Consider the following 17,901-nt stretch of genomic DNA (forward strand, 5'->3'; position numbering starts at 1 on the left):
ATGCACAAAAAACACACGCCGGCACGCCGCGACGGGTTTGCCAAATATCGCGCACGCCACTCTCGCCACACCCTGCTGTTACTGCCGCCAGCAAAGCGCCGTGCATTGCAGCGCAACCTGATCTTTATCGGCGTGACCCTGGGCCTTGTCCTGGTGGCCGCGTTGATTTCAAAAGCGCAAGCCGCAGGCGGCGCTTATGTGGTTGACGACGGCGCGATCAACACGCCGGGTGAATGCAACGTCGACGCCTGGTACAGCGCCCAGCGGCACGCGGGCAGTACCCATAACGGCACCTTGTCGCCCGCCTGCACGTTCAGCGCTATGCCTGCCGTGCAATGGGGCGCCGCGTTGTCACGGGCCGTGGATGCAGGCAAAGGCGAGACGCAGATCAGCCCGCAAGCCAAGGTGCAGGTGCTGTCACGGCAAGACTTGGGCTTGGAACTGGCGATTGCTGTCGGGGCGCATGTCGCGCTGGATCGCCATCACGGGCTTGACGGCGCAGACCTGAACATCCCCCTGACATGGCAACCCCTGGATGCCTTGCGCCTGAACCTGAACGCCGGCTGGAGCCACGCCTACAACGACGGTGATCAACAACATCGCCTGACCTGGGGCACGGGGTTCGAATATCAGTTGGCAGAGAAGCTCACGCTGATTGGCGAGCGGTATGGCCAGGAAGGCGGCGAACAGGCCTGGCAGGCTGGGCCGCGTTTGCACATTGGTGAATTTGTTGACGTGGACCTGCTGGTCGGGCGCAGCCTGATTGGCGATCGCGCCCAGTGGCTGACCACTGGGGCGACGCTGAGGTTCTAGGCTTTGGCCTGCTGCTCCAGATGCAGCTGCAATTGCGGATCGATTTGCAACTGACCGGCCAGGTCGTCGAGGTAATTGCGCTCGGCGTCCTGCTGATCATTGACCAGCATCACGCTCGCCAGGTAAATCTCCGCAGCGAGTGCGGGGTCATTGGCATACTCGGCAAAATCGGCGGCATCCAGGGGCTTGGCGACTTCGGCGTCGAGCCACTGCTGCAGTTGTGGGTCGTCGGTATGACGGCCGATCTCGGCAGAAATCATCTGCTGCTCTTGCGCATCGATTTTGCCATCGGCCTTGGCCGCCGCGATCAACGCACGCAGTACGCCGTGGCTATGGGCTTCGGCTTCAGGCCCTTCAAGCTGGTCAACGGTCTGGATAGCTTGCTGCGGTGCCGAAGCCTGTTGGCGTTGCCAGGCTTGATACGCCTGGAAGGCCGCCATCCCCAGGGACGCCAGCGCCGCGTAGTTCATCCCACCGCCGCTGCGCGTCTGGGTAGTACCACCTGCCGGAGCGCCGCCCAACAAGCCGCCCAGGCCACCTAATAAACCACCCAAACCGCCACCCGCCGCAGACGCATTGCCGGTGCCGGCGCCCTTCAACAACCCTCCAAGCAACCCGCCCAGGCCGCCGCCCGAAGCCCCGCCGCCTTGCTGCCCTGCACGCAACAGTTGTTCCAGTAGATCGCTGGTATTCATGGTGTCGCCCTCCGGGGCGCAATAGTGGCATTGATCAAACATAGTCCTCCCCTGATGGAACACCATGACCGTCGGGCGGGCAAGCTTTATGATGACGCCATCACGCCAAGAAGGGAGAACCGCGGTGAACCGCATCGAGCACATTGCGCTGATGGCCACCTATAACCAATGGATGAACCGCAAGGTCTACGACGCCGCCGCCGCCCTGACGCACGCGCAGTTGACCCTGGACCGCCAAGCGTTTTTCGGTTCGATCCTCGGCACCTTGAACCACCTGATGCTGGGCGACACCGTCTGGCTCAAACGCTTTGCCGAACACCCGGCCAACTTTGCGGCCTTGGCGCCGCTGAACGGGGTTGCCACGCCCGGCGACCTCAAGCAACTGGCCTTCGCCAGCCTTGCAGAACTAGCGGCCCATCGCGCCTGGCTGGATCAACTCATCATCGATTGGGCCCAAAGCGTGCAAGAGCCCCACCTCGACCACCGCCTGCGCTATCACAACATGCGCGGCGTGGCCGCCGAGAAACCCTTCTTCGGTTTGCTGGTGCACTTTTTCAACCACCAGACTCACCACCGCGGCCAGGTGACGACACTGCTGAGCCAGGCGGGTGTGGACGTGGGGGTCACCGACTTGCTGGCACTGATTGACTGAAGGCCGACGGTCAATGTGGGGGCTTGCCTGCGATGGCGGTGTAACAGGTTCAATACCTGTGACTGACACATCGCTATCGCAGGCAAGCCAGCTCCCACAGTTGCCCCATATTGCCCAAAGCATCAGTGCTGTCACTTCACCTTGCTGCTCAAGGTCTCCACGCTGCGCTTCAAATCATCCAGGCTGCGCTTGAGACCGTCGAGCTCGCTTTTCTGCCGCTCTATCGTGCTCTTCTGCTCATCCACCGTACGCTTGAGACTCGACAGCTGACTGTCACTGCTACTGGCACTCGAACCGTCCTTGCGCTTGAACTCATCAAACGCACGCTCCTGCCCCTCTACTTTGCTTTTCAAGCTTTGCAGTTCGCTTTGACTCTGTTTTTGCCCAGCTTGCAGCGCCTCGACATCCCCCACGGAAACACCCGACGGCTTCAACACATAGGCACCGCCCACGTCCATCGAGCCGGCCGTCAACTTGTCTGAAGACGACGCACTAAATTCGCCCCACTGCACCGCCCTCCCCGCCTGCGCCGAGCTGAACGCGCCAGTGCCCAACAACCCCGCTACACCTGCGGCCATGATCCAAGCCTGCTTACGGATACTGAGCATCAAACGACTCCCTGCGAAATGCCGAAATGGCATATCGCTATGACTGTCATTTATGGGGCTTGTTCCTGGGTTGCGAGCGTTCATCAGGACTTGGCACAAAGGTCATGTAGATCACTGATCTGCCACGTTTTTTCTGCGCATCTTTATGCGGGAAAACCGGCTGGGAGGTTGCGCTGAAGCGGCTGGATCTATATATTCCCAACCCTGTTACACCGCGCTACCGCCCGAATGGCGAAACTGGTAGACGCATGGGACTTAAAATCCCCCGCTCGTAAGGGCGTCCCGGTTCGATTCCGGGTTCGGGCACCATAGATATCAAGGGCTTGCCAGGGAAACCTGGGCAGGCCCTTATCTTTTCTGCTCCGCAATTCTCATCAGCGGCGTCCTGCCGACCGAACACAATCCGTTCGGCCCATGAAGCGCCACCCCACTACTGCCGCAATGTGAGGCGGCTGCACGGTCTCCCTAGTTGATTTCAGTGACGAAGTTTTCGCGAGACCGCCGTACTTTTTTCAGGTTTATCAGCCAGTCAGACTCTGCTGCCCGATACCCCAACGGCAGGAGCACCACACTGCGCAGATGCCTGGCCCCCAGTCCCAGAATCTCATCGACAGCCGAGGGATCGAAGCCTTCCATGGGCGTTGCGTCGACTTGCTCGGACGCTGCGGCGATTAAAGCCGAGCCCAGTCCAATATAGGCTTGGCGCGCAGCCGCTTGATAATTGGCCTCCTGCCCACGCTCGGCGACTATGCCGAGGAGCATTTGACGGTAATCTTCCCACCCCTGGTTGACAGTAGCTCGTACAGTATTGGTCAGGTCGAACATCATGTTGACGCGCTCAGGCGTTATGTCATCCCAGGCGGCGAACACCAGCAAATGAGAGCAGTCGGTCACCTGGGACTGATTCCAGCTGACCGCCTTGATCTTTTCGCGAATGTGCGGATTAGTCACCACCAGCAATTCAAATGGCTGGAGGCCGCTCGAGGTCGCCGTCAGTCGTACCGCTTCCAGAATTCGCTCCAGCTTTTCAGCCGGCACGGTCTTGGACGGGTCATAACTTTTCGTCGCATAACGCCAATTCAGTAACTCGGTTATTTTGCTCATTCTTCATATTCCACGTAGGTCAACGGTCTTTATCCAGCCCAATCCGAATACCTTCAGGATTGCGCTCCGGCTTATACTGCGGATTAAAGTCAACTTGAAGGTCAAGCAAAAAATGAAGATCGGCGAGATTTCGCGACGCACAGGCCTTGCTGCTTCAGCAATACGCTACTACGAGGAGCAAGGCCTGCTGGACGCTCCCACGCGTGACGTGAACAACTATCGCTATTACAGCGAAACCACCATTAAACGCTTGGAAGTCGTGATCCACGCGCAAAGGCTGGGGTTTTCCCTCGACACCATTCGTGGCCTCTTCCTTCATGACGGTAGCTGCTCCAAATCCCTCACTCTGCAACAGATCAATGTACGCCTGGAGGAGATACAGCACATCGAAGCCACGCTAAAAGTGCAGCGTGAGGAGTTGTTGATGCTGCAAGAAGTCCTCGAAGAAAGCCTTCGTACGGGCATCGCACCTGGATTGGATTGCCCAAGCAGCGTGGAGCGATTACGACCTGATCGAGCCGTAGTCATGCGAAGCAAACACATGATGGCTACCAGCAAGTAAAGAAAGCGCAATACTGCGAGATCTGGATCTCAACCAAATACAAACCTGATGCTGCCTCTCGCACTGACAGATTGCTATAAAGCGATAAGCAAGAAAAAACCCCACAGCATCAACGATCCTGTGAGGTTTTATCACCGGCTTTACCGATCCGGTATCAAACCACGCTGATCATCTCTGCACTCAACTGCGCCGCATTGAACCCCACCAGGGTGACACTGCTGTCCCCCGCCAGAATCACGCTGTCACTGCCATGCTGGGTAGTCGCACCGAGCACAGCATCAGCGCTGGCGAACAGCGACTTGGCGAACACCAGCAGGTCTTTCCCATTCTGATGAATGTTGAAGTCACTGATCACGTCGTGACCGAACCCACGCTGGTCGAAAACAAACAGGTCGCTGCCCACGCCACCGCTGAGTTGGTCATTGCCCAGCCCGCCGATCAAGACGTCATTGCCGCTGGCGCCATACAGCGAATCGTTACCGGTGCCACCCAGTAGCGTGTCGTTGCCGTCGCCGCCGTGCAGCAGGTCATTGCCGGCGCCACCCTCGAGCCGGTCATTGCCGTTCTGGCCGAATATCAGGTCGCGCGCGGCGGTGCCTTTGAGGGTGTCGGCCAGTTGGCTGCCTTCGATGGATCTGGCATACGCCTTATCGGCGCCGAACAGGCCTTCGAAGTCGAGTTTGCCACTGGTCACCGTATAGGCCGGCGTGAGGGCCTCGCCGATGCCACCGAAGAGCCCGCCGAGCACGGGCACATGCCCGAGGCTGTTGGCCAGGCCGGTTTCGAACTCTACATGCTCTACGCCGTGCAATTCCTTCAGGCCATATTGGCCGCTGCTGTCGTTCAGAAACAACGTGCCATCGCTGAGTTTCACCGCTTCGTAGGAAGACGCGGTGCCTTTGAGGAAGACTTTATCGTTGCCTTCGCCGCCGGCGACGATATCGGTACCGGTACTCACCCGGAAACTGTCGTCACCCTTGAACCCGTCGAGGAAGTCATCGCTGAGGCCGTCCTGCAGCTTGTCCGAACTGTCGGTGCCCAGCAGGAAAGCCGGTGTGCCGTAGTGGTTGGAGGTGGCGGTCTGTTTGTCGCTGACCCAGGTAAAGCTGCGGCTGATGGCGTCAAGGTTACTGATGATGATGGTGCTGTCGCGCTCGATGTAATCGTAGAAGGTCGATTGGGCGATACGCTGGATAGGGTTGATGAAAATGCCTTCCAGGTGCGCGGCCCATCCTGACAGGTTGGCAATCGAGAACGGACCATTGGGCCAGGTTGGCAGCGCGTAGATCGTGTCGAACAGCACGATGTTGTCAGTCGTCGAGGTGTAACTGGCGTCACTGCCTTGAAGCGCGTCGATGATGGCGCTGCCCACGTCGGTCTCTTGCCCCGTGAGACGGTGGACCACATCGTTTTCAAAACCGAAGTTGAAGATGCCGTCGCTGTTGCTGGACTTGGGCGACTCCATGCCAAAGTAGTCCGAATCCTTGAAAAAACCGTCGGCCAAAGTGTCCTTGCCGATATACATGCTGTTGGTAACGGAGCCACCCTGGCTATAGCCGGTGACCAGAACATCCTTGCCGCTCAGGTTATGGCCGGTGGCGTAATCCTTGATTGAGTTGAGCAGGTAGTCGTAGCCGTTGATATAAGAGTTATCGATCATCGCCGGCCAACCCAGCAGATCAATTGGCGAGTTGGTGCCGGCAATGGAAAACCCCATTTTGACTAATTGGCCGCTGTCATCGTATTGACCAAACACCCTGGCTTGAGAACCAAAGACGCCGTCGCCGGTAAAGCTCCCAGTGATGTCGGTGTGGCTGCTATCAACCTGCAGTTCGCTCGCGCCGATCTCACGCCAGCCCTTGGGCAGCGTGAAGGTGTTGCCCTCGCCCAGCACAAGCCCCGGAATGTTGTAGAGCGCGCCGACGGTCGCTACACCACTGGTGTAAGTGGCGAGGGTCCAGGCATCTGAAATCAGGACGCGGGCATCTTGCCCCTTGTAATCGAATATAGCCATGTCAGTACTCCTTGAGCCCAGCGATCAACACCGAAAGTCAACGGTAATACCTGATGCGTCGGGCTAAACAATATGCATTGAAGTTGTTGTTGTGCATTCTGTTCAGGCTGCTTCGTTGCTTAATATCGAGGTTGACCATTAAGGAAGCTCGTCAACACTAGCCTAGAAGTGCCGCGTTAAAGTGACCGACTATCGGATGACAAGGGTAAGTACTTGGGGATATAGACGACAAAAGCGCCATAAGCGCTGTTTGTCGAACAAGAGGTGAAGTTCTGTGTTGTTCGTGACTGGCGAGTCAAAGAAAATCAAAGCCTTATAGCAAGTTGTGAACTGCAATAAGGGCTCAAGAAGTTCAGGTTTCTCTGGAACTCAGGAAGAATAAACCTCAGCACCTTGGCATACAGGCTGCTTGAACCTGGGTAATTGCTGCCGGGCCAGTTGCGCCTGCACGCCCGCGACCGCTTCAAGCACTCTTTGCGCCCAGTGCTCATCCTGCGGGTCAACCACCACCACGCGAAAGCCGTGGTCGTTACCTTCAATGCGCACGCCCTCGGAATCATCCACGTGCAAATCAATATCGAAGGCCGGCGGAAATTTCGAGGGGGTGTTCGACAGCCCATGCACCGTGAGGGCGTGGTTATGCCGCTCGCTATTGACTACGCCGTCGACACGAATGCCATACAGCATCAGCCAACGCCTGATGTAGGAAGGCGCCCTGCCCGATGAGGTGTAGACCCAGATACTGCAACCCTGGCGCCGCAGCTCCCGCGTCAGCGAACGAGTGCCGATACGCAGCGGCTCTCCCCACCAACGATGAGCACAGGCCGGTAGCCAGCTGCTCTCGACGTCAGCGTGGTGGAGCTGGCAAGCCAATGTGTCGTCGATATCAAAGGAGATGCGTACGCTCGGGCGCTTGGCGGCACGCGTGAGAAACGCCTGCTGGATGGCTTGCACGGCTCGGCTGGCGAGTGTCGGATACCGGCGCATTAATGGCCTCCCTGATAAATAGGCTGTGGTACGTCGCTCAAGAAAAACGCCTTGGGATCCGGGGCCTGTTCCTCCAGGAAGGCGGCGTACTTTTTCTTGATCTTGGGCAATTCATACAACGCCTTGACGCCATGTTTGGCCGAGTTGCGGATGACCGAGGAAGGATTGAAGTAACCCTCGGCATTTTCCAGCGTCAGCACGAACGGTGGCAACCCGGCCCGCATCAGCAGATAACTGACGATCAGCGAACCACTGCGGTTGTTGCCTTCGATGAACAACTGCGGCTTGCTGAGGATGCGCACATACACACCGGCCGCACGCTTCCACACCGATTCACTGCGATACGCGCAATACCAATTGAACAAGTCCTTGATACCGCCTTCAACGTTGTTGAAGAAGTGCTCTTCGGTGGCGGCCAGGTGCTGCGCGTATTCCACGCGGCGCGCCGGGTCACTACCGCAGAGCACCGTGGCGTTGATCTCCAGCATCAGGTCCAGATGATGAAGGTCAAACAGGTCAACGCCCCGTGCGACATAGTCGTCAACCAACGCATAGCCTTCAAGCACGTTGTGCAGCACTTCGTCGGTCAAGGGGTCGCGCGGCTCGGTAAATTGCGTGCTGAGCTGGGCAAAGCGGCTCTGCACTTTGCGGAGCGCGCGTTCAATCGCTGACAAATCAAGACGATGCGTTGCAGACATTGGCGTTCCTGGGCTGACGGTGGCGCACGTGTGGTTTCTATCGAACATGGAGTTACTCAGCTGAACTTGCCGCTGATGTAATCCTCGGTCATCTGTTCACGCGGGCTGCCAAAAATCTGCGCGGTCGGGCCCATTTCCACCAGGTAGCCGGTACGCGTGCCCTGGGAAATATCCACCGAGAAAAACGCCGTGGTGTCCGCCACGCGGATCGCCTGCTGCATGTTGTGGGTGACCAGGGCGATGGTGTAATCCTTCTTCAGTTCCACCATCAGCTCCTCTACCCGGCGAGTCGCAATCGGGTCGAGTGCCGAGCACGGCTCGTCGAGCAACAGCACTTCCGGCTCGGTGGCGATAGCGCGGGCAATACACAGCCGTTGCTGCTGGCCACCGGAAAGCGACAGGCCGCTGACCTTGAGCTTGTCCTTGACTTCATCCCACAGCGCCGCGCCTTGCAGGGCGTGCTTGACGCGGTCGCCCAGGTCGCCTTTGTAGCGGTTCAAGCGCAGGCCGAAGGCGACGTTGTCGAAGATGCTCATGGAAAACGGGTTCGGCTGCTGGAACACCATGCCGATGTAACGGCGTACCACCACCGGGTCTACACCCTTGCCATACACATCCTGCCCCAGGAAATGCACGTGGCCTTCGAAACGAAAGCCCTTCACCAGGTCGTTCATGCGGTTGAGGCTGCGCAGTACCGTACTTTTGCCGCAGCCGGACGGGCCGATGAAACCGGTGATCTTGTTTTTCTCGATCGGCACATGGCTGTCACGCACTGCCATGAAGTTGCCGTAGAAAATCCTGTCCAGCTTGCAGTCCATGACCACAGGCGATTGGGTAACAAACGGAGCGGCTATTTGCGCAGTTGAGACGTTCAAGATTCAGATGCTCCCGTTCTTAATACTTAGGCTTGCCGAAGATACGGCTCACAATATTCACGACCAGCACGATCATCACCAACACCAACGAGGCCGCCCAGGCGAGCTCCAGCTGGTTGTCGAAGGGCATGCCGGAAAAGTTGTAGATCAACACTGCAAGGGAGGCCGTGGGGTTCATCACCGCCAGGTCGCCGTCGTGGTAGATCCAGTAGTTGCTGAACAGCGCGGTGAACAACAACGGCGCGGTTTCGCCTGCGGCACGAGCCACAGCAAGCATTACGCCGGTGAGGATCGCCGGCAGGCCGGTCGGCAAGATGATCTTCCAGATCACCTGCGAGCGGGTGCAACCCATGCCGTAGGCAGCGTCCTTCATGATCTTGGGCACCATGCGCATCGACTCTTCAGCCGTCAGCACCACGATGGGCAGCATCAGTACCGCCAGGGCTACGCCGCCTGCCGGTGCCGAGTAGGTGCCGGTGGTCATGACCACCAAGGCATAGGCAAACACGCCGGCCAGGATCGAAGGCAAGCCGGTGAGCATCTTGGCGGCAAAGCGTGCAGCGTTGGCCAATTTGCTGTCCGGCCCCAGTTCGGCCAGGAAGATCGCGGCCATGATGCCGACCGGCACCGCAATCGCCGCAGCGATACCGACCATCACAAAGGTGCCGGCCATGGCGTTGCCGAAACCGCCGCCTGTTTCGAAGCCGGTGGGCGGCAGTTCGGTGAACACCTCCAGGCTCAGGCGTGCGCCGCCACGGGTGATCAGCATGTAGAGCGCGGAAATCAGCGGCACACTGGCCAGCAGCGCGCCAAACCATACCAATGTGGTCAACACCAGACTGCGCAAGGCGCGGCCTTCGAACTTGCGCTGCAGGCTCGGCACAGCGGTGATAGGGGATGTGAGATTCGTCATCATCGGTTACCCCGTTGGGCGTAGAGCATGATCATGGAACCGATGACATTCACCAGCAGCGTGATGAACATCAAGACGAGAGCGCCGTACATCAATACCTCCACCTCGTTGGGCCCGGCTTCGGGGAAGTTCAGCGCCAACAAGGCTGCCAAGGTATTGGCCGGCGCGAACAGCGAGAGGGAAATGTTGTTGGCGTTGCCCACCAGCATCGCCAGCGCCATGGTTTCGCCCAGCGCACGGCCGAGGCCGAGTACCAGGGAGCCGAAAATACCGGTGGCGGCGGATGGCACCATCACCTTGAGAATCGCCTCCCAATGGGTGGTGCCCATGCCGTAGGCGGCCTGCTTGGTCTTCATCGGCACGCTGGTGAGCGCGTCCTGGGATACGGCGGCAATCGTCGGCAGAATCATGATGGCCAACACCAGCGCCGCAGGCAGCAACCCCGGCCCGCTCAGGGACGTGCCGAAAAACGGTATCCAACCCAGTTCGCTGTTCAACCAGGTGGTCAGTGGCCGAATGGCCGGGATCACCACGTAGATGCCCCACAGGCCGTACACCACGCTGGGGATAGCCGCGAGCAGCTCAACGATGGTGCGAAACACAGCGGCCAGCTTGGCCGGCAGAAAATCCTGAGTCAGGAAAATCGCCATGCTGACACCGAAAAAGCCTGCAATCAGCAGCGCGATGAAAGCGCTGTAGAGCGTGCCCCAAATGGCCGGCAAGATCCCGTACTTGCCCTGGTTAACGTCCCAGACGCTGCCAAAAAGCACATCGAACCCGTGCTTTTCCATGCCCGGCAAGGCCTTGCGTCCCACCTCGAATACCAAGGCTGCGACCAACGCCAGAATCAGTACCACCCCGATTCGCGCGAGCCCACGGAAGGTGCGATCGACCAGGAAGTCTTTGGCCGAGGGAGGTTGGCAGGCAGAATCCCGGTTAACCGGTACGACGAAAGGTTTGTTCATTGGCTAATTCCGGAACAGGGGGGAAACGCCCCCGGCGCGGCAAACAGCCCACACCGAGAGCGGCCTCACGGGTGTTACTGAATGTTGGCGGATGCCTTGCGAACCTGCTCGACCACCGATGGCGGCAGCGGGATGTAGCCCATGGAGTCGGCGATTTTCTGCCCCTCGGTCAGGCTGTACTCAACCATTTCGCGCATGGCCTTGGCCTTGGCAGGGTTGCCGTTGTCCTTGCGGAAAATCATCCAGGTGTAAGAGGTGATCGGGTAAGACTTGGCACCGTCCGGGTCAGGCAACCAGGCCACCAGGCTTTCCGGCATCTTCACTGCGGCCAGGGCCTCGGCGCCGCTTTCGGCGTTCGGCACCACGTACTGGCCGGCCTTGTTCTGCAACTGGGCGAAGTCAACCTTGGCCAGTTTGGCGAAACCGTACTCGATGTAGCCAATCGCGCCTGGGGTCTGGCGTACGGTGGCGGTCACACCATCGTTCTTGGGCGACTTGATGAATTTGTCGCTGGCCGGCCAGTTGACGGTGTTGCCCTCCCCCAGTGCCGTTTTGAATTCAGGGTTGATGGTCGCCAGGTGCTTGGTGAATACCGCCGTGGTGCCGCTGGAGTCTGCGCGCACCACCACGGTGATCGGCGTGTCGGTGAGTTTCAGGTCCGGGTTGGCGGCGACGATCTGTGGGTCGTTCCACTTGGTGATCTTGCCCAGGAAGATGTTGGAGTAAACATCGCGTGGCAGCTTGAGGCCCTTGGGATTGCCCGGCAGGTTATAGGCCAGCACGATTTCACCGGCAGTCATTGGCAGCAACTGCACGCCTTCGGCGACCTTGGCGATGTCTTCGTCTTTCATGGCCGAGTCACTGGCGGCGAAGTCGACGGTTTTATTCAGGAAGTCCTGCACACCTGCGCCGCTGCCCTTGGACTGGTAATCCACGGTGACGCCAGCGGTCTTCTTGCTGAAATCCTTGAACCAGGTGAGGTAGATCGGTGCAGGGAAGCTGGCGCCGGAGCCGGTGAGGCGCACGTTTTCGGCGGCGAAGGTCAAGGAGGAGGCACACAGGGATACCGTAACGGCGAGTGCTGCGGACTTCATCAAGCTTTTCATTAAAAGGAACTCGTTGTGGTGACGGGCTCCCGAACTGTGAAGCAGGGTTGTTACATTTTTATGAAAATTGAATGGCGAGGGGGTGTTTTGTCCCGCTTTGCCGCCACAGCGCTGTATTTTTAGGGCATGGGTTAGTAACAAAATACGACTACAGTGTTGTCATCCCTCTAGCGGTACTGATCTTGCTCCCGTGACGGTCGAAGCTGATCCCATTGAAGCTGCGCCATCCAACTGTGGGAGCTGGCTTGCCTGCGATGACGGTCTGACAGCCAACGCCTATTTACTTGACACCCACAGCTGGATCGCGCGGTGTCAGATAAATAGGTGCCAGGCGCAATGCCGCCATCGCAGGCAAGCCAGCTCCCACATTTGGACCTAGGGGTGTCAGGGAAATAGGCGTTCTACCGCTCCCCCCACGGCTAGCGGCCGCCTTCCATCAGGCTTACTTGCCTTCAGTCAACGCGTTGTAGCTGGTGAACAGGTTGCGGTAGTCCGGAATGTGGTTGGAGAACAACGTCCCCAAGCCCTCGATGTCGTTGCGCCAGTCGCGGTGCAGCTCACAGGCCAGGCCAAACCAGGTCATCAGTTGCGCGCCGTTGGCCGACATGCGGGCCCAGGCGGACTGTTGGGTCAGTTCGTTGAAAGTGCCGGAGGCGTCGGTGACCACAAACACTTCAAAGCCTTCGGCCAGGGCCGACAGCGCCGGGAACGCCACGCACACTTCGGTCACGACGCCGGCAATGATCAATTGCTTCTTGCCGGTGGCCTTGATGGCCTTGACGAAGTCTTCGTTGTCCCAGGCATTGATCTGGCCTGGGCGCGCAATGTACGGCGCATCCGGGAACAGTGCCTTGAGCTCGGGCACCAGCGGGCCATTGGGGCCGGTTTCGAAACTGGTGGTCAGGATCGTCGGCAACTTGAAGTACTTGGCCAGGTCAGCCAGGGCCAGCACGTTGTTCTTGAATTTGTCCGGGTCAATGTCGCGGACCAATGACAGTAAGCCGGCCTGATGGTCGACCAACAGCACAGCGGCGTTGTCTTTGTCCAAGCGAACGTAAGGTGTAGACATCTTCATACTCCTGATAAAAAGGCAGCGCCCAACATGGGCTCGCCGCAAAAGACCCCAGCGTATTTACTTGCGCTGTGAGTCTAGTACTTCGTGGTTGTTTGCCACTTCCTGAGCCTTGATGTAGCTCTCGATGAGAAGCTGATAGTGCGGCACGGCCTGGGTGTAGACGTTGGCCCATCCAAAAAACAGTGGAACCACCTTAATCATCGCGTTCAGGGTTAGGTAGTGGCTGAAACGGGCCGCTCCATCTCAAAAATGGAACAATGCAGCCGCACGGTGGCAAGGGCACTTGGACGTGGCGGTCGTTACAATGCGATCATCGGCTCCACCCCGTGGGTTTCAGGCACTTGCGCCAATCATGACCGTTCACTTATTTCCAGGCAGGTGCCTTCATGGACATCAAGCAGCTTAAATTCCTGATCGCGCTGGAGCAGACCCGCCACTTCGGCCAGGCCGCCGCGCGCTGCAACATCACCCAGCCCACCCTGTCGATGCGCCTGCGCAACCTGGAGGAGGAACTGGGCCTGGAGCTGGTAACCCGCGGCCAACGCTTCGAAGGTTTCACCCAGGCCGGCGAACGCGTATTGGCCTGGGCCAGGACCCTGCTCGCCGCCCACGACGGCCTGTTCGCCGAAGCCGCTGCGTGCCGCGGCCAGTTGGTCGGTAACCTCCGCCTGGGCCTGGTGCCCCTGAGCGGCTTCAACCCGATCAGCTTTATCCAGGGCTTGTCCCACAGCTTCCCGGAACTCAAGTTCAGCCTCACCTCCATGAGTTCGGACAAAATCATCGAAGCCTTGGGCACCAACCAACTGGACCTGGGCGTGTGCTACCTGGACCACGTCAGCCCCAATTACCTGGAGTTTTTCGAGCTGGGCGAAACCCGCGTCGGCCTGCTGTACGACACCCGCCACTTCCACTTCGAAGGCACACAGATGAGCTGGGAAGAAGCCGCCGAACTGCCCCTTGGGATGATCAGCAATGGCATGCACTACCGAAAATCCATCGACTTGAGTTTCCGCAGCCGCGGTCTCGATCCCCAGCCGATTCTGGAAAGCGACTCCACCTTTCAACTGTTCCAGGCCATCCACGAAGGCTTCTGTTGCGCGATCATGCCGTTGGACAGCGGCCTGGAAAGCCCCATCGAGAACCTGGCGTTTATCCACCTGCCGGATGCCAGCGTCCTTGCGCCCCTGGGCATGGTGATGCGCAAGACCGAACCGCGCTCGGTCATTGCAGAGAAGTGTTTTGCCGAGGCCAGGCAGTTGTTTGCACCCAATACCCAGGCTTAGCCGGCCTGCGTTTGCGGCGTGCACAAAAAAGGCGCTCCGTAGAGCGCCTTTTTACCGCCGATTGTTTTACTGCAAGCTGACCTGACGCAGCTCGGGTTTGGCCTCACCACCAATCATGATGCGTTTTGGCTTGGCCTCTTCAGGCACTTCACGCAGCAGGTCGATGTTGAGCAAACCGTTGGTCAGGGATGCGCCACGTACTTCGATATGGTCGGCCAAGCGGAACGACAACCGGAACGCACGTTGGGCAATGCCCTGGTGCAGGTAAGCGACCTTATCGTCGGTTTCGCGTTTTCCGCCGGAAACCGTCAATACACCCCTCTCGACCTGGATATCCAGATCCTCCTCGGTCAGGCCAGCCACGGCGATCACGATGCGGTACGCGTCGTCACCGTGCTTTTCCACGTTGTGAGGTGGATAGGAATTCGGAGCCTCGCTGCGCAGCGCCGACTCGAACAGGTCATTGAAGCGATCAAAGCCCACCGATTGACGAAACAGTGGGGCCAACGACAGGGTAGTAGCCATTTTAAAATCTCCTGAGTTTCTCCAAGTGATTTAGTACGCGACCCGGATTCGGCATCGCGTGATCAAAAATTTATGGACGCGTAAAAGGAATTCAAGAGGGCTGGAAAAAATTTTTCTTGCGCAAGGGGCGATCACCCAAGCCCAAGTGTTATGGCGTGTGCTCTAATCAAAATGCCAGGCGTGCTTTACCCCGTGAGCGCCTGAGACAGCCCTTGAGGTACAAAAAAATGAAAATGACATTCCCGGCCCTGGCATTGGGCATTCTGATCTCCCAAGGGGCCCTGGCCGCTGGAGATGGTACGGCGGCGCTGGGAGGCGGTGTCGGCGGTGTATTGGGCAACGTGGTGGGCCAGCAGCTTGGTGGCTCGACAGGTGCGGCCATCGGCGCCGGCGTGGGGGGCGCAGCCGGGAGTGCAGTGGGTGCGCAGAAGGGCAACAAGACCGAAGCGGCGATTGGCGGCGGTTTGGGCTCGGCAGGCGGTTCGCTGATTGGCAATCGCCTGGGCGGTACCACCGGTTCAACCATCGGCGCCGGCGTGGGTGGCGCAGCCGGTGGCGCGCTGGGTAACAACCTGGCGGATGACGAGAGCGGTCATCGTTCCGGTGGTGGCAAGCACAAAGGCAACAAACATAAGCACAAGAACAAGCACCACTGATCGCGTGACACGGCGCTGTTAGCCACCAAACACTGACCTGTGGCGAGGGAGCTTGCTCCCGTTGGGGTGCGAAGCCGCCCCGCTCTTTTGTTCAAAGAGGCTGGGACTGCTACGCAGTCCAACGGGAGCAAGCTCCCTCGCCACATTTACCGTTTCGTCGCCTTTACATCGGCGTGCTGCTCACCACCCGCAACGCCAACCCTTCATACGCGTCCAACGTAATCGTGAACGCGCCCTCCTCGGTCAAATCGCCTTCCACCCGCTCATTGATGATATCCACCACCGGCCCCGGTGCGATGTTGGGCAGGTGCAGGGTTTCGGTGATCGGCGTGGCGCCAAAGTTCAGCGCAGTGATTTGCGTGCCCTTACCCGCCGGTAGTTCGTGCACCATGATCAGCAAGCCTGGATGCTCGACGTCCGGCACCAGGATCTGGCGGCTGGCGGCGATGTCGTAGGCGCGGCGTACGGCGAGGATTTTTTGCAGTTGGGAGGCAAAGGACTCCGGGTCCTGCAGTTGGCTGTTCAGGCTGCCATACAGGCTTTTGGAGCGCGGCATTTGCCCAGCTGACAGTTCGGCGTCGGGGTTCAGGTCTACCAGATCATAGGCGCCACGGTGAATCCAGCGTGTGTCGCCATCGGCCATCAAATGCGCCACCTCTTCGGCCGCCAACGGCAGCGCGCCCACCAGGTCCCAGCCGGACAAGGCAAACACCCCAGGTTGCATGGCGTTGTACATCACCAGCAGCAAATGGATCTGGCGAATCTGCTGGATATCCGCCGGGGTGATCGCCTCCAGGTCACGAATACCCAGGGCTGCGGTGATGATGCTGGCGGTGGTGCAGGACACGCCGTTGGTCACGAACTTGAGGTTATACGGCGCATGCTCACCGGTCAGGCGTTCGTACATCTGTTCGCGGATATGCTCGCGCAGGATGTTGCCGGGGAAGGTCTGGCCCTGGAACAGGAAGCTGTCATGGGCGTGCAGCGTCCAGAAGTGCACCAGCTCCAGGGTCAGTTCATCGTGGTTCTGTAGCGCGTGAATCAGCGAGCCGGGGTCGATGCCGAGGCTGTGCATCTGGCGCAGCATCAGACGCAGGAACTCGGTGTCGCCCATCAGCAATGCATGCTGGTAGGCCGGCCGGGTGATGAAGTCATAAGACAGGTCAGCGCCGCCGTGGGACATGGACGCGATGTCGTCCACGGTGAGGTTGAGTTCCTGAAAACTGAACCCGCCCGCCTTGCGAATGGCGCCGCCGAGTAACTGATTGCCGGTGATCGACAGCGGATGGCTTTCGGACCAGGCCGTGCCATCGAGCTTGCGCTCCACGCCGAGAAAGCCATTGGCATCCAGGCGCAGGATTTTCGCGCCCATCACATCAATGGCGTGCAGCGCATCACCGATGATCATCTGCTGCGCAGCAAACGAAGGGTCGAGCCAGTTGAGCGACGGCTGGCCTTCCTTGAAGTAATGCAGGTACACCCAGCGCCGCGGCTTGCCATCTACGCCGAGCACCACCGGGGTGGCGCTCCAGTCGGTTTCTTTGACGCCGGGCTCGAAGAAAATCACCCGCTGCAATTGGCCGACGATGTAGTGCTTGTCGCGCAGTGCGTCTACCTGGGAGGGGCTGAGGTTTTGTGCATCGCGTCCGGCAGCCACGTCGGGCAGCAACGGCCAGTCTTCCTCGCGTATTTCGACCATGTGGTACAGGCCGGGATAGTCCTCATAGGCCATTTCTGCCAGGCGAAAGTCCGCGCCCTTGCCGGTGTGCGACGGGATCACATCGTCGATGATCACCGCATTGTGCGCGGCAGCCATGCGCGTCAAGGCCTGCAATTGTGCCTCGGTGCCCAGTTGCGGGTCGATGTCGAAGCTGATGCGGTCGAAATTGCCGTCGATGGTCGGGGTGTGCTCGGTGCCAGACAAACCACCGGACTTCTTCAGCGGGCCGTTGTGAATGCCCTGGATGCCGATCTTCGACAGGGTATGCCACAGGGTTTCGTCCCCCAACGCTTCCAGCACGGTGCCGCCTTCGCGGGTGACAATCGAGGCGGGGTAGGCCGTGAACCACACCGACGACAAGGCTGAAGCGTCACGCGGCCGGGTCTGTGCATAAGGCTGCTGCCACAGGCGGCCTTGCCCCGAATACAGCTTGGCCCGCTGCCGCGCTGCGTGGAGCATGGAATGTTGCACCAGCCAGTTCACATGATCGTTGTTCGCCGCGGTCATAAGCTCGGTACCTGTCGTGGTGAAAAGGGTCGGTGTAAGCATATGAGGGGCGTGGGCGGCATTCGTTGCATCGCAATAGAACGCTTACCCTGTAGGAGCGAGCTTGCTCGCGAAAAACGTCAACGATAACGCGTGCTTCCTGA

General features: G+C 59.1%; 18 protein-coding genes, 1 tRNA gene and 1 pseudogene. 6 read left to right on the forward strand and 14 right to left on the reverse strand.

Annotated elements, in window-relative coordinates; genetic code table 11:
* Positions 1 to 813: a hypothetical protein gene (locus OC445_RS20230; protein WP_259038280.1), complete on the forward strand. Its 813-nt coding sequence runs from the start codon at positions 1 to 3 to the stop codon at positions 811 to 813.
* On the opposite strand, the gene OC445_RS20235 is transcribed toward OC445_RS20230, so the two are convergent.
* Complete coding sequence (locus OC445_RS20235; protein WP_034127613.1) at positions 810 to 1,508, reverse strand: tellurite resistance TerB family protein; 699 nt, start codon at positions 1,506 to 1,508, stop codon at positions 810 to 812. The genes OC445_RS20230 and OC445_RS20235 overlap by 4 nt on opposite strands.
* A gap of 124 nt (positions 1,509 to 1,632) precedes the next feature.
* Here OC445_RS20235 and OC445_RS20240 point away from each other — a divergent pair, with 124 nt between their 5' ends.
* Positions 1,633 to 2,160, forward strand: coding sequence for a DinB family protein (locus OC445_RS20240; protein ID WP_262020304.1), 528 nt, complete (start codon positions 1,633 to 1,635; stop codon positions 2,158 to 2,160).
* 131 nt (positions 2,161 to 2,291) lie between these two features.
* Here the strand turns inward: OC445_RS20240 and OC445_RS20245 are convergent, their stop codons facing one another.
* The gene (locus OC445_RS20245; protein ID WP_057975827.1) at positions 2,292 to 2,768 is read right to left on the reverse strand and encodes a hypothetical protein; all 477 of its coding nucleotides are present in this window, start codon (positions 2,766 to 2,768) and stop codon (positions 2,292 to 2,294) included.
* 222 nt (positions 2,769 to 2,990) lie between these two features.
* Between OC445_RS20245 and OC445_RS20250 the strand changes: the two genes are divergently transcribed.
* A tRNA-Leu gene (locus OC445_RS20250) sits at positions 2,991 to 3,077 on the forward strand.
* A gap of 156 nt (positions 3,078 to 3,233) precedes the next feature.
* On the opposite strand, the gene OC445_RS20255 is transcribed toward OC445_RS20250, so the two are convergent.
* Positions 3,234 to 3,872, reverse strand: a complete 639-nt coding sequence (locus tag OC445_RS20255) for an NAD(P)H-dependent oxidoreductase (protein ID WP_262020305.1) — start codon at positions 3,870 to 3,872, stop codon at positions 3,234 to 3,236.
* A gap of 94 nt (positions 3,873 to 3,966) precedes the next feature.
* On the opposite strand from OC445_RS20255, the gene OC445_RS20260 reads away from it, so the two are divergent.
* Positions 3,967 to 4,434 (forward strand): MerR family transcriptional regulator, encoded by a 468-nt coding sequence (locus tag OC445_RS20260; RefSeq protein ID WP_256220273.1) that lies wholly within the window; start codon positions 3,967 to 3,969, stop codon positions 4,432 to 4,434.
* Between the two features lie 154 nt (positions 4,435 to 4,588).
* On the opposite strand, the gene OC445_RS20265 is transcribed toward OC445_RS20260, so the two are convergent.
* From OC445_RS20265 to OC445_RS20305, 9 genes and pseudogenes are all read right to left on the reverse strand, one after another.
* Complete coding sequence (locus tag OC445_RS20265) at positions 4,589 to 6,448, reverse strand: calcium-binding protein (protein ID WP_262020306.1); 1,860 nt, start codon at positions 6,446 to 6,448, stop codon at positions 4,589 to 4,591.
* Positions 6,449 to 6,817: 369 nt separating this feature from the next.
* Positions 6,818 to 7,435, reverse strand: a complete 618-nt coding sequence (locus OC445_RS20270; RefSeq protein ID WP_262020307.1) for a hypothetical protein — start codon at positions 7,433 to 7,435, stop codon at positions 6,818 to 6,820.
* Positions 7,435 to 8,133: a hypothetical protein gene (locus tag OC445_RS20275; protein ID WP_057975821.1), complete on the reverse strand. Its 699-nt coding sequence runs from the start codon at positions 8,131 to 8,133 to the stop codon at positions 7,435 to 7,437. Before OC445_RS20275 ends, OC445_RS20270 begins: the two co-directional genes overlap by 1 nt.
* Positions 8,134 to 8,189: 56 nt before the next feature.
* Complete coding sequence (gene pstB, locus OC445_RS20280; RefSeq protein WP_019817112.1) at positions 8,190 to 8,951, reverse strand: phosphate ABC transporter ATP-binding protein PstB; 762 nt, start codon at positions 8,949 to 8,951, stop codon at positions 8,190 to 8,192.
* Between the two features lie 76 nt (positions 8,952 to 9,027).
* On the reverse strand, positions 9,028 to 9,921 hold the full coding sequence (pstA, locus tag OC445_RS20285; protein WP_262020310.1) for a phosphate ABC transporter permease PstA: 894 nt from the start codon (positions 9,919 to 9,921) through the stop codon (positions 9,028 to 9,030).
* Positions 9,921 to 10,886, reverse strand: a complete 966-nt coding sequence (gene pstC / locus OC445_RS20290) for a phosphate ABC transporter permease subunit PstC (protein WP_262020308.1) — start codon at positions 10,884 to 10,886, stop codon at positions 9,921 to 9,923. The genes pstA and pstC overlap by 1 nt, the downstream gene beginning before the upstream one ends.
* A gap of 74 nt (positions 10,887 to 10,960) precedes the next feature.
* The gene (pstS, locus tag OC445_RS20295; RefSeq protein WP_054919120.1) at positions 10,961 to 11,992 is read right to left on the reverse strand and encodes a phosphate ABC transporter substrate-binding protein PstS; all 1,032 of its coding nucleotides are present in this window, start codon (positions 11,990 to 11,992) and stop codon (positions 10,961 to 10,963) included.
* Between the two features lie 442 nt (positions 11,993 to 12,434).
* Positions 12,435 to 13,061 carry an isochorismate family cysteine hydrolase YcaC gene (gene ycaC, locus OC445_RS20300; RefSeq protein WP_003191542.1) on the reverse strand — a complete coding sequence of 209 codons (627 nt, stop codon included), beginning with the start codon at positions 13,059 to 13,061 and terminating at the stop codon, positions 12,435 to 12,437.
* A gap of 63 nt (positions 13,062 to 13,124) precedes the next feature.
* A pseudogene (locus OC445_RS20305) lies at positions 13,125 to 13,217 on the reverse strand (hydrolase); the annotation flags it as partial.
* A 236-nt stretch (positions 13,218 to 13,453) separates the two neighbouring features.
* On the opposite strand from OC445_RS20305, the gene OC445_RS20310 reads away from it, so the two are divergent.
* Complete coding sequence (locus OC445_RS20310; RefSeq protein ID WP_096144607.1) at positions 13,454 to 14,350, forward strand: LysR family transcriptional regulator; 897 nt, start codon at positions 13,454 to 13,456, stop codon at positions 14,348 to 14,350.
* 66 nt (positions 14,351 to 14,416) lie between these two features.
* On the opposite strand, the gene OC445_RS20315 is transcribed toward OC445_RS20310, so the two are convergent.
* The gene (locus OC445_RS20315; RefSeq protein ID WP_003191546.1) at positions 14,417 to 14,875 is read right to left on the reverse strand and encodes an Hsp20 family protein; all 459 of its coding nucleotides are present in this window, start codon (positions 14,873 to 14,875) and stop codon (positions 14,417 to 14,419) included.
* 227 nt (positions 14,876 to 15,102) lie between these two features.
* Between OC445_RS20315 and OC445_RS20320 the strand changes: the two genes are divergently transcribed.
* The gene (locus OC445_RS20320) at positions 15,103 to 15,531 is read left to right on the forward strand and encodes a glycine zipper domain-containing protein (RefSeq protein ID WP_034127523.1); all 429 of its coding nucleotides are present in this window, start codon (positions 15,103 to 15,105) and stop codon (positions 15,529 to 15,531) included.
* Positions 15,532 to 15,694: 163 nt separating this feature from the next.
* Here OC445_RS20320 and treS read toward each other — a convergent pair whose 3' ends face one another.
* Positions 15,695 to 17,758 (reverse strand): maltose alpha-D-glucosyltransferase, encoded by a 2,064-nt coding sequence (gene treS, locus OC445_RS20325; RefSeq protein ID WP_054898125.1) that lies wholly within the window; start codon positions 17,756 to 17,758, stop codon positions 15,695 to 15,697.
* Between the last annotated feature and the right edge of the window lie 143 nt (positions 17,759 to 17,901).

This window comes from Pseudomonas sp. Pse35 (genome assembly GCF_024519715.1).
GTDB lineage: Bacteria > Pseudomonadota > Gammaproteobacteria > Pseudomonadales > Pseudomonadaceae > Aquipseudomonas > Aquipseudomonas paracarnis.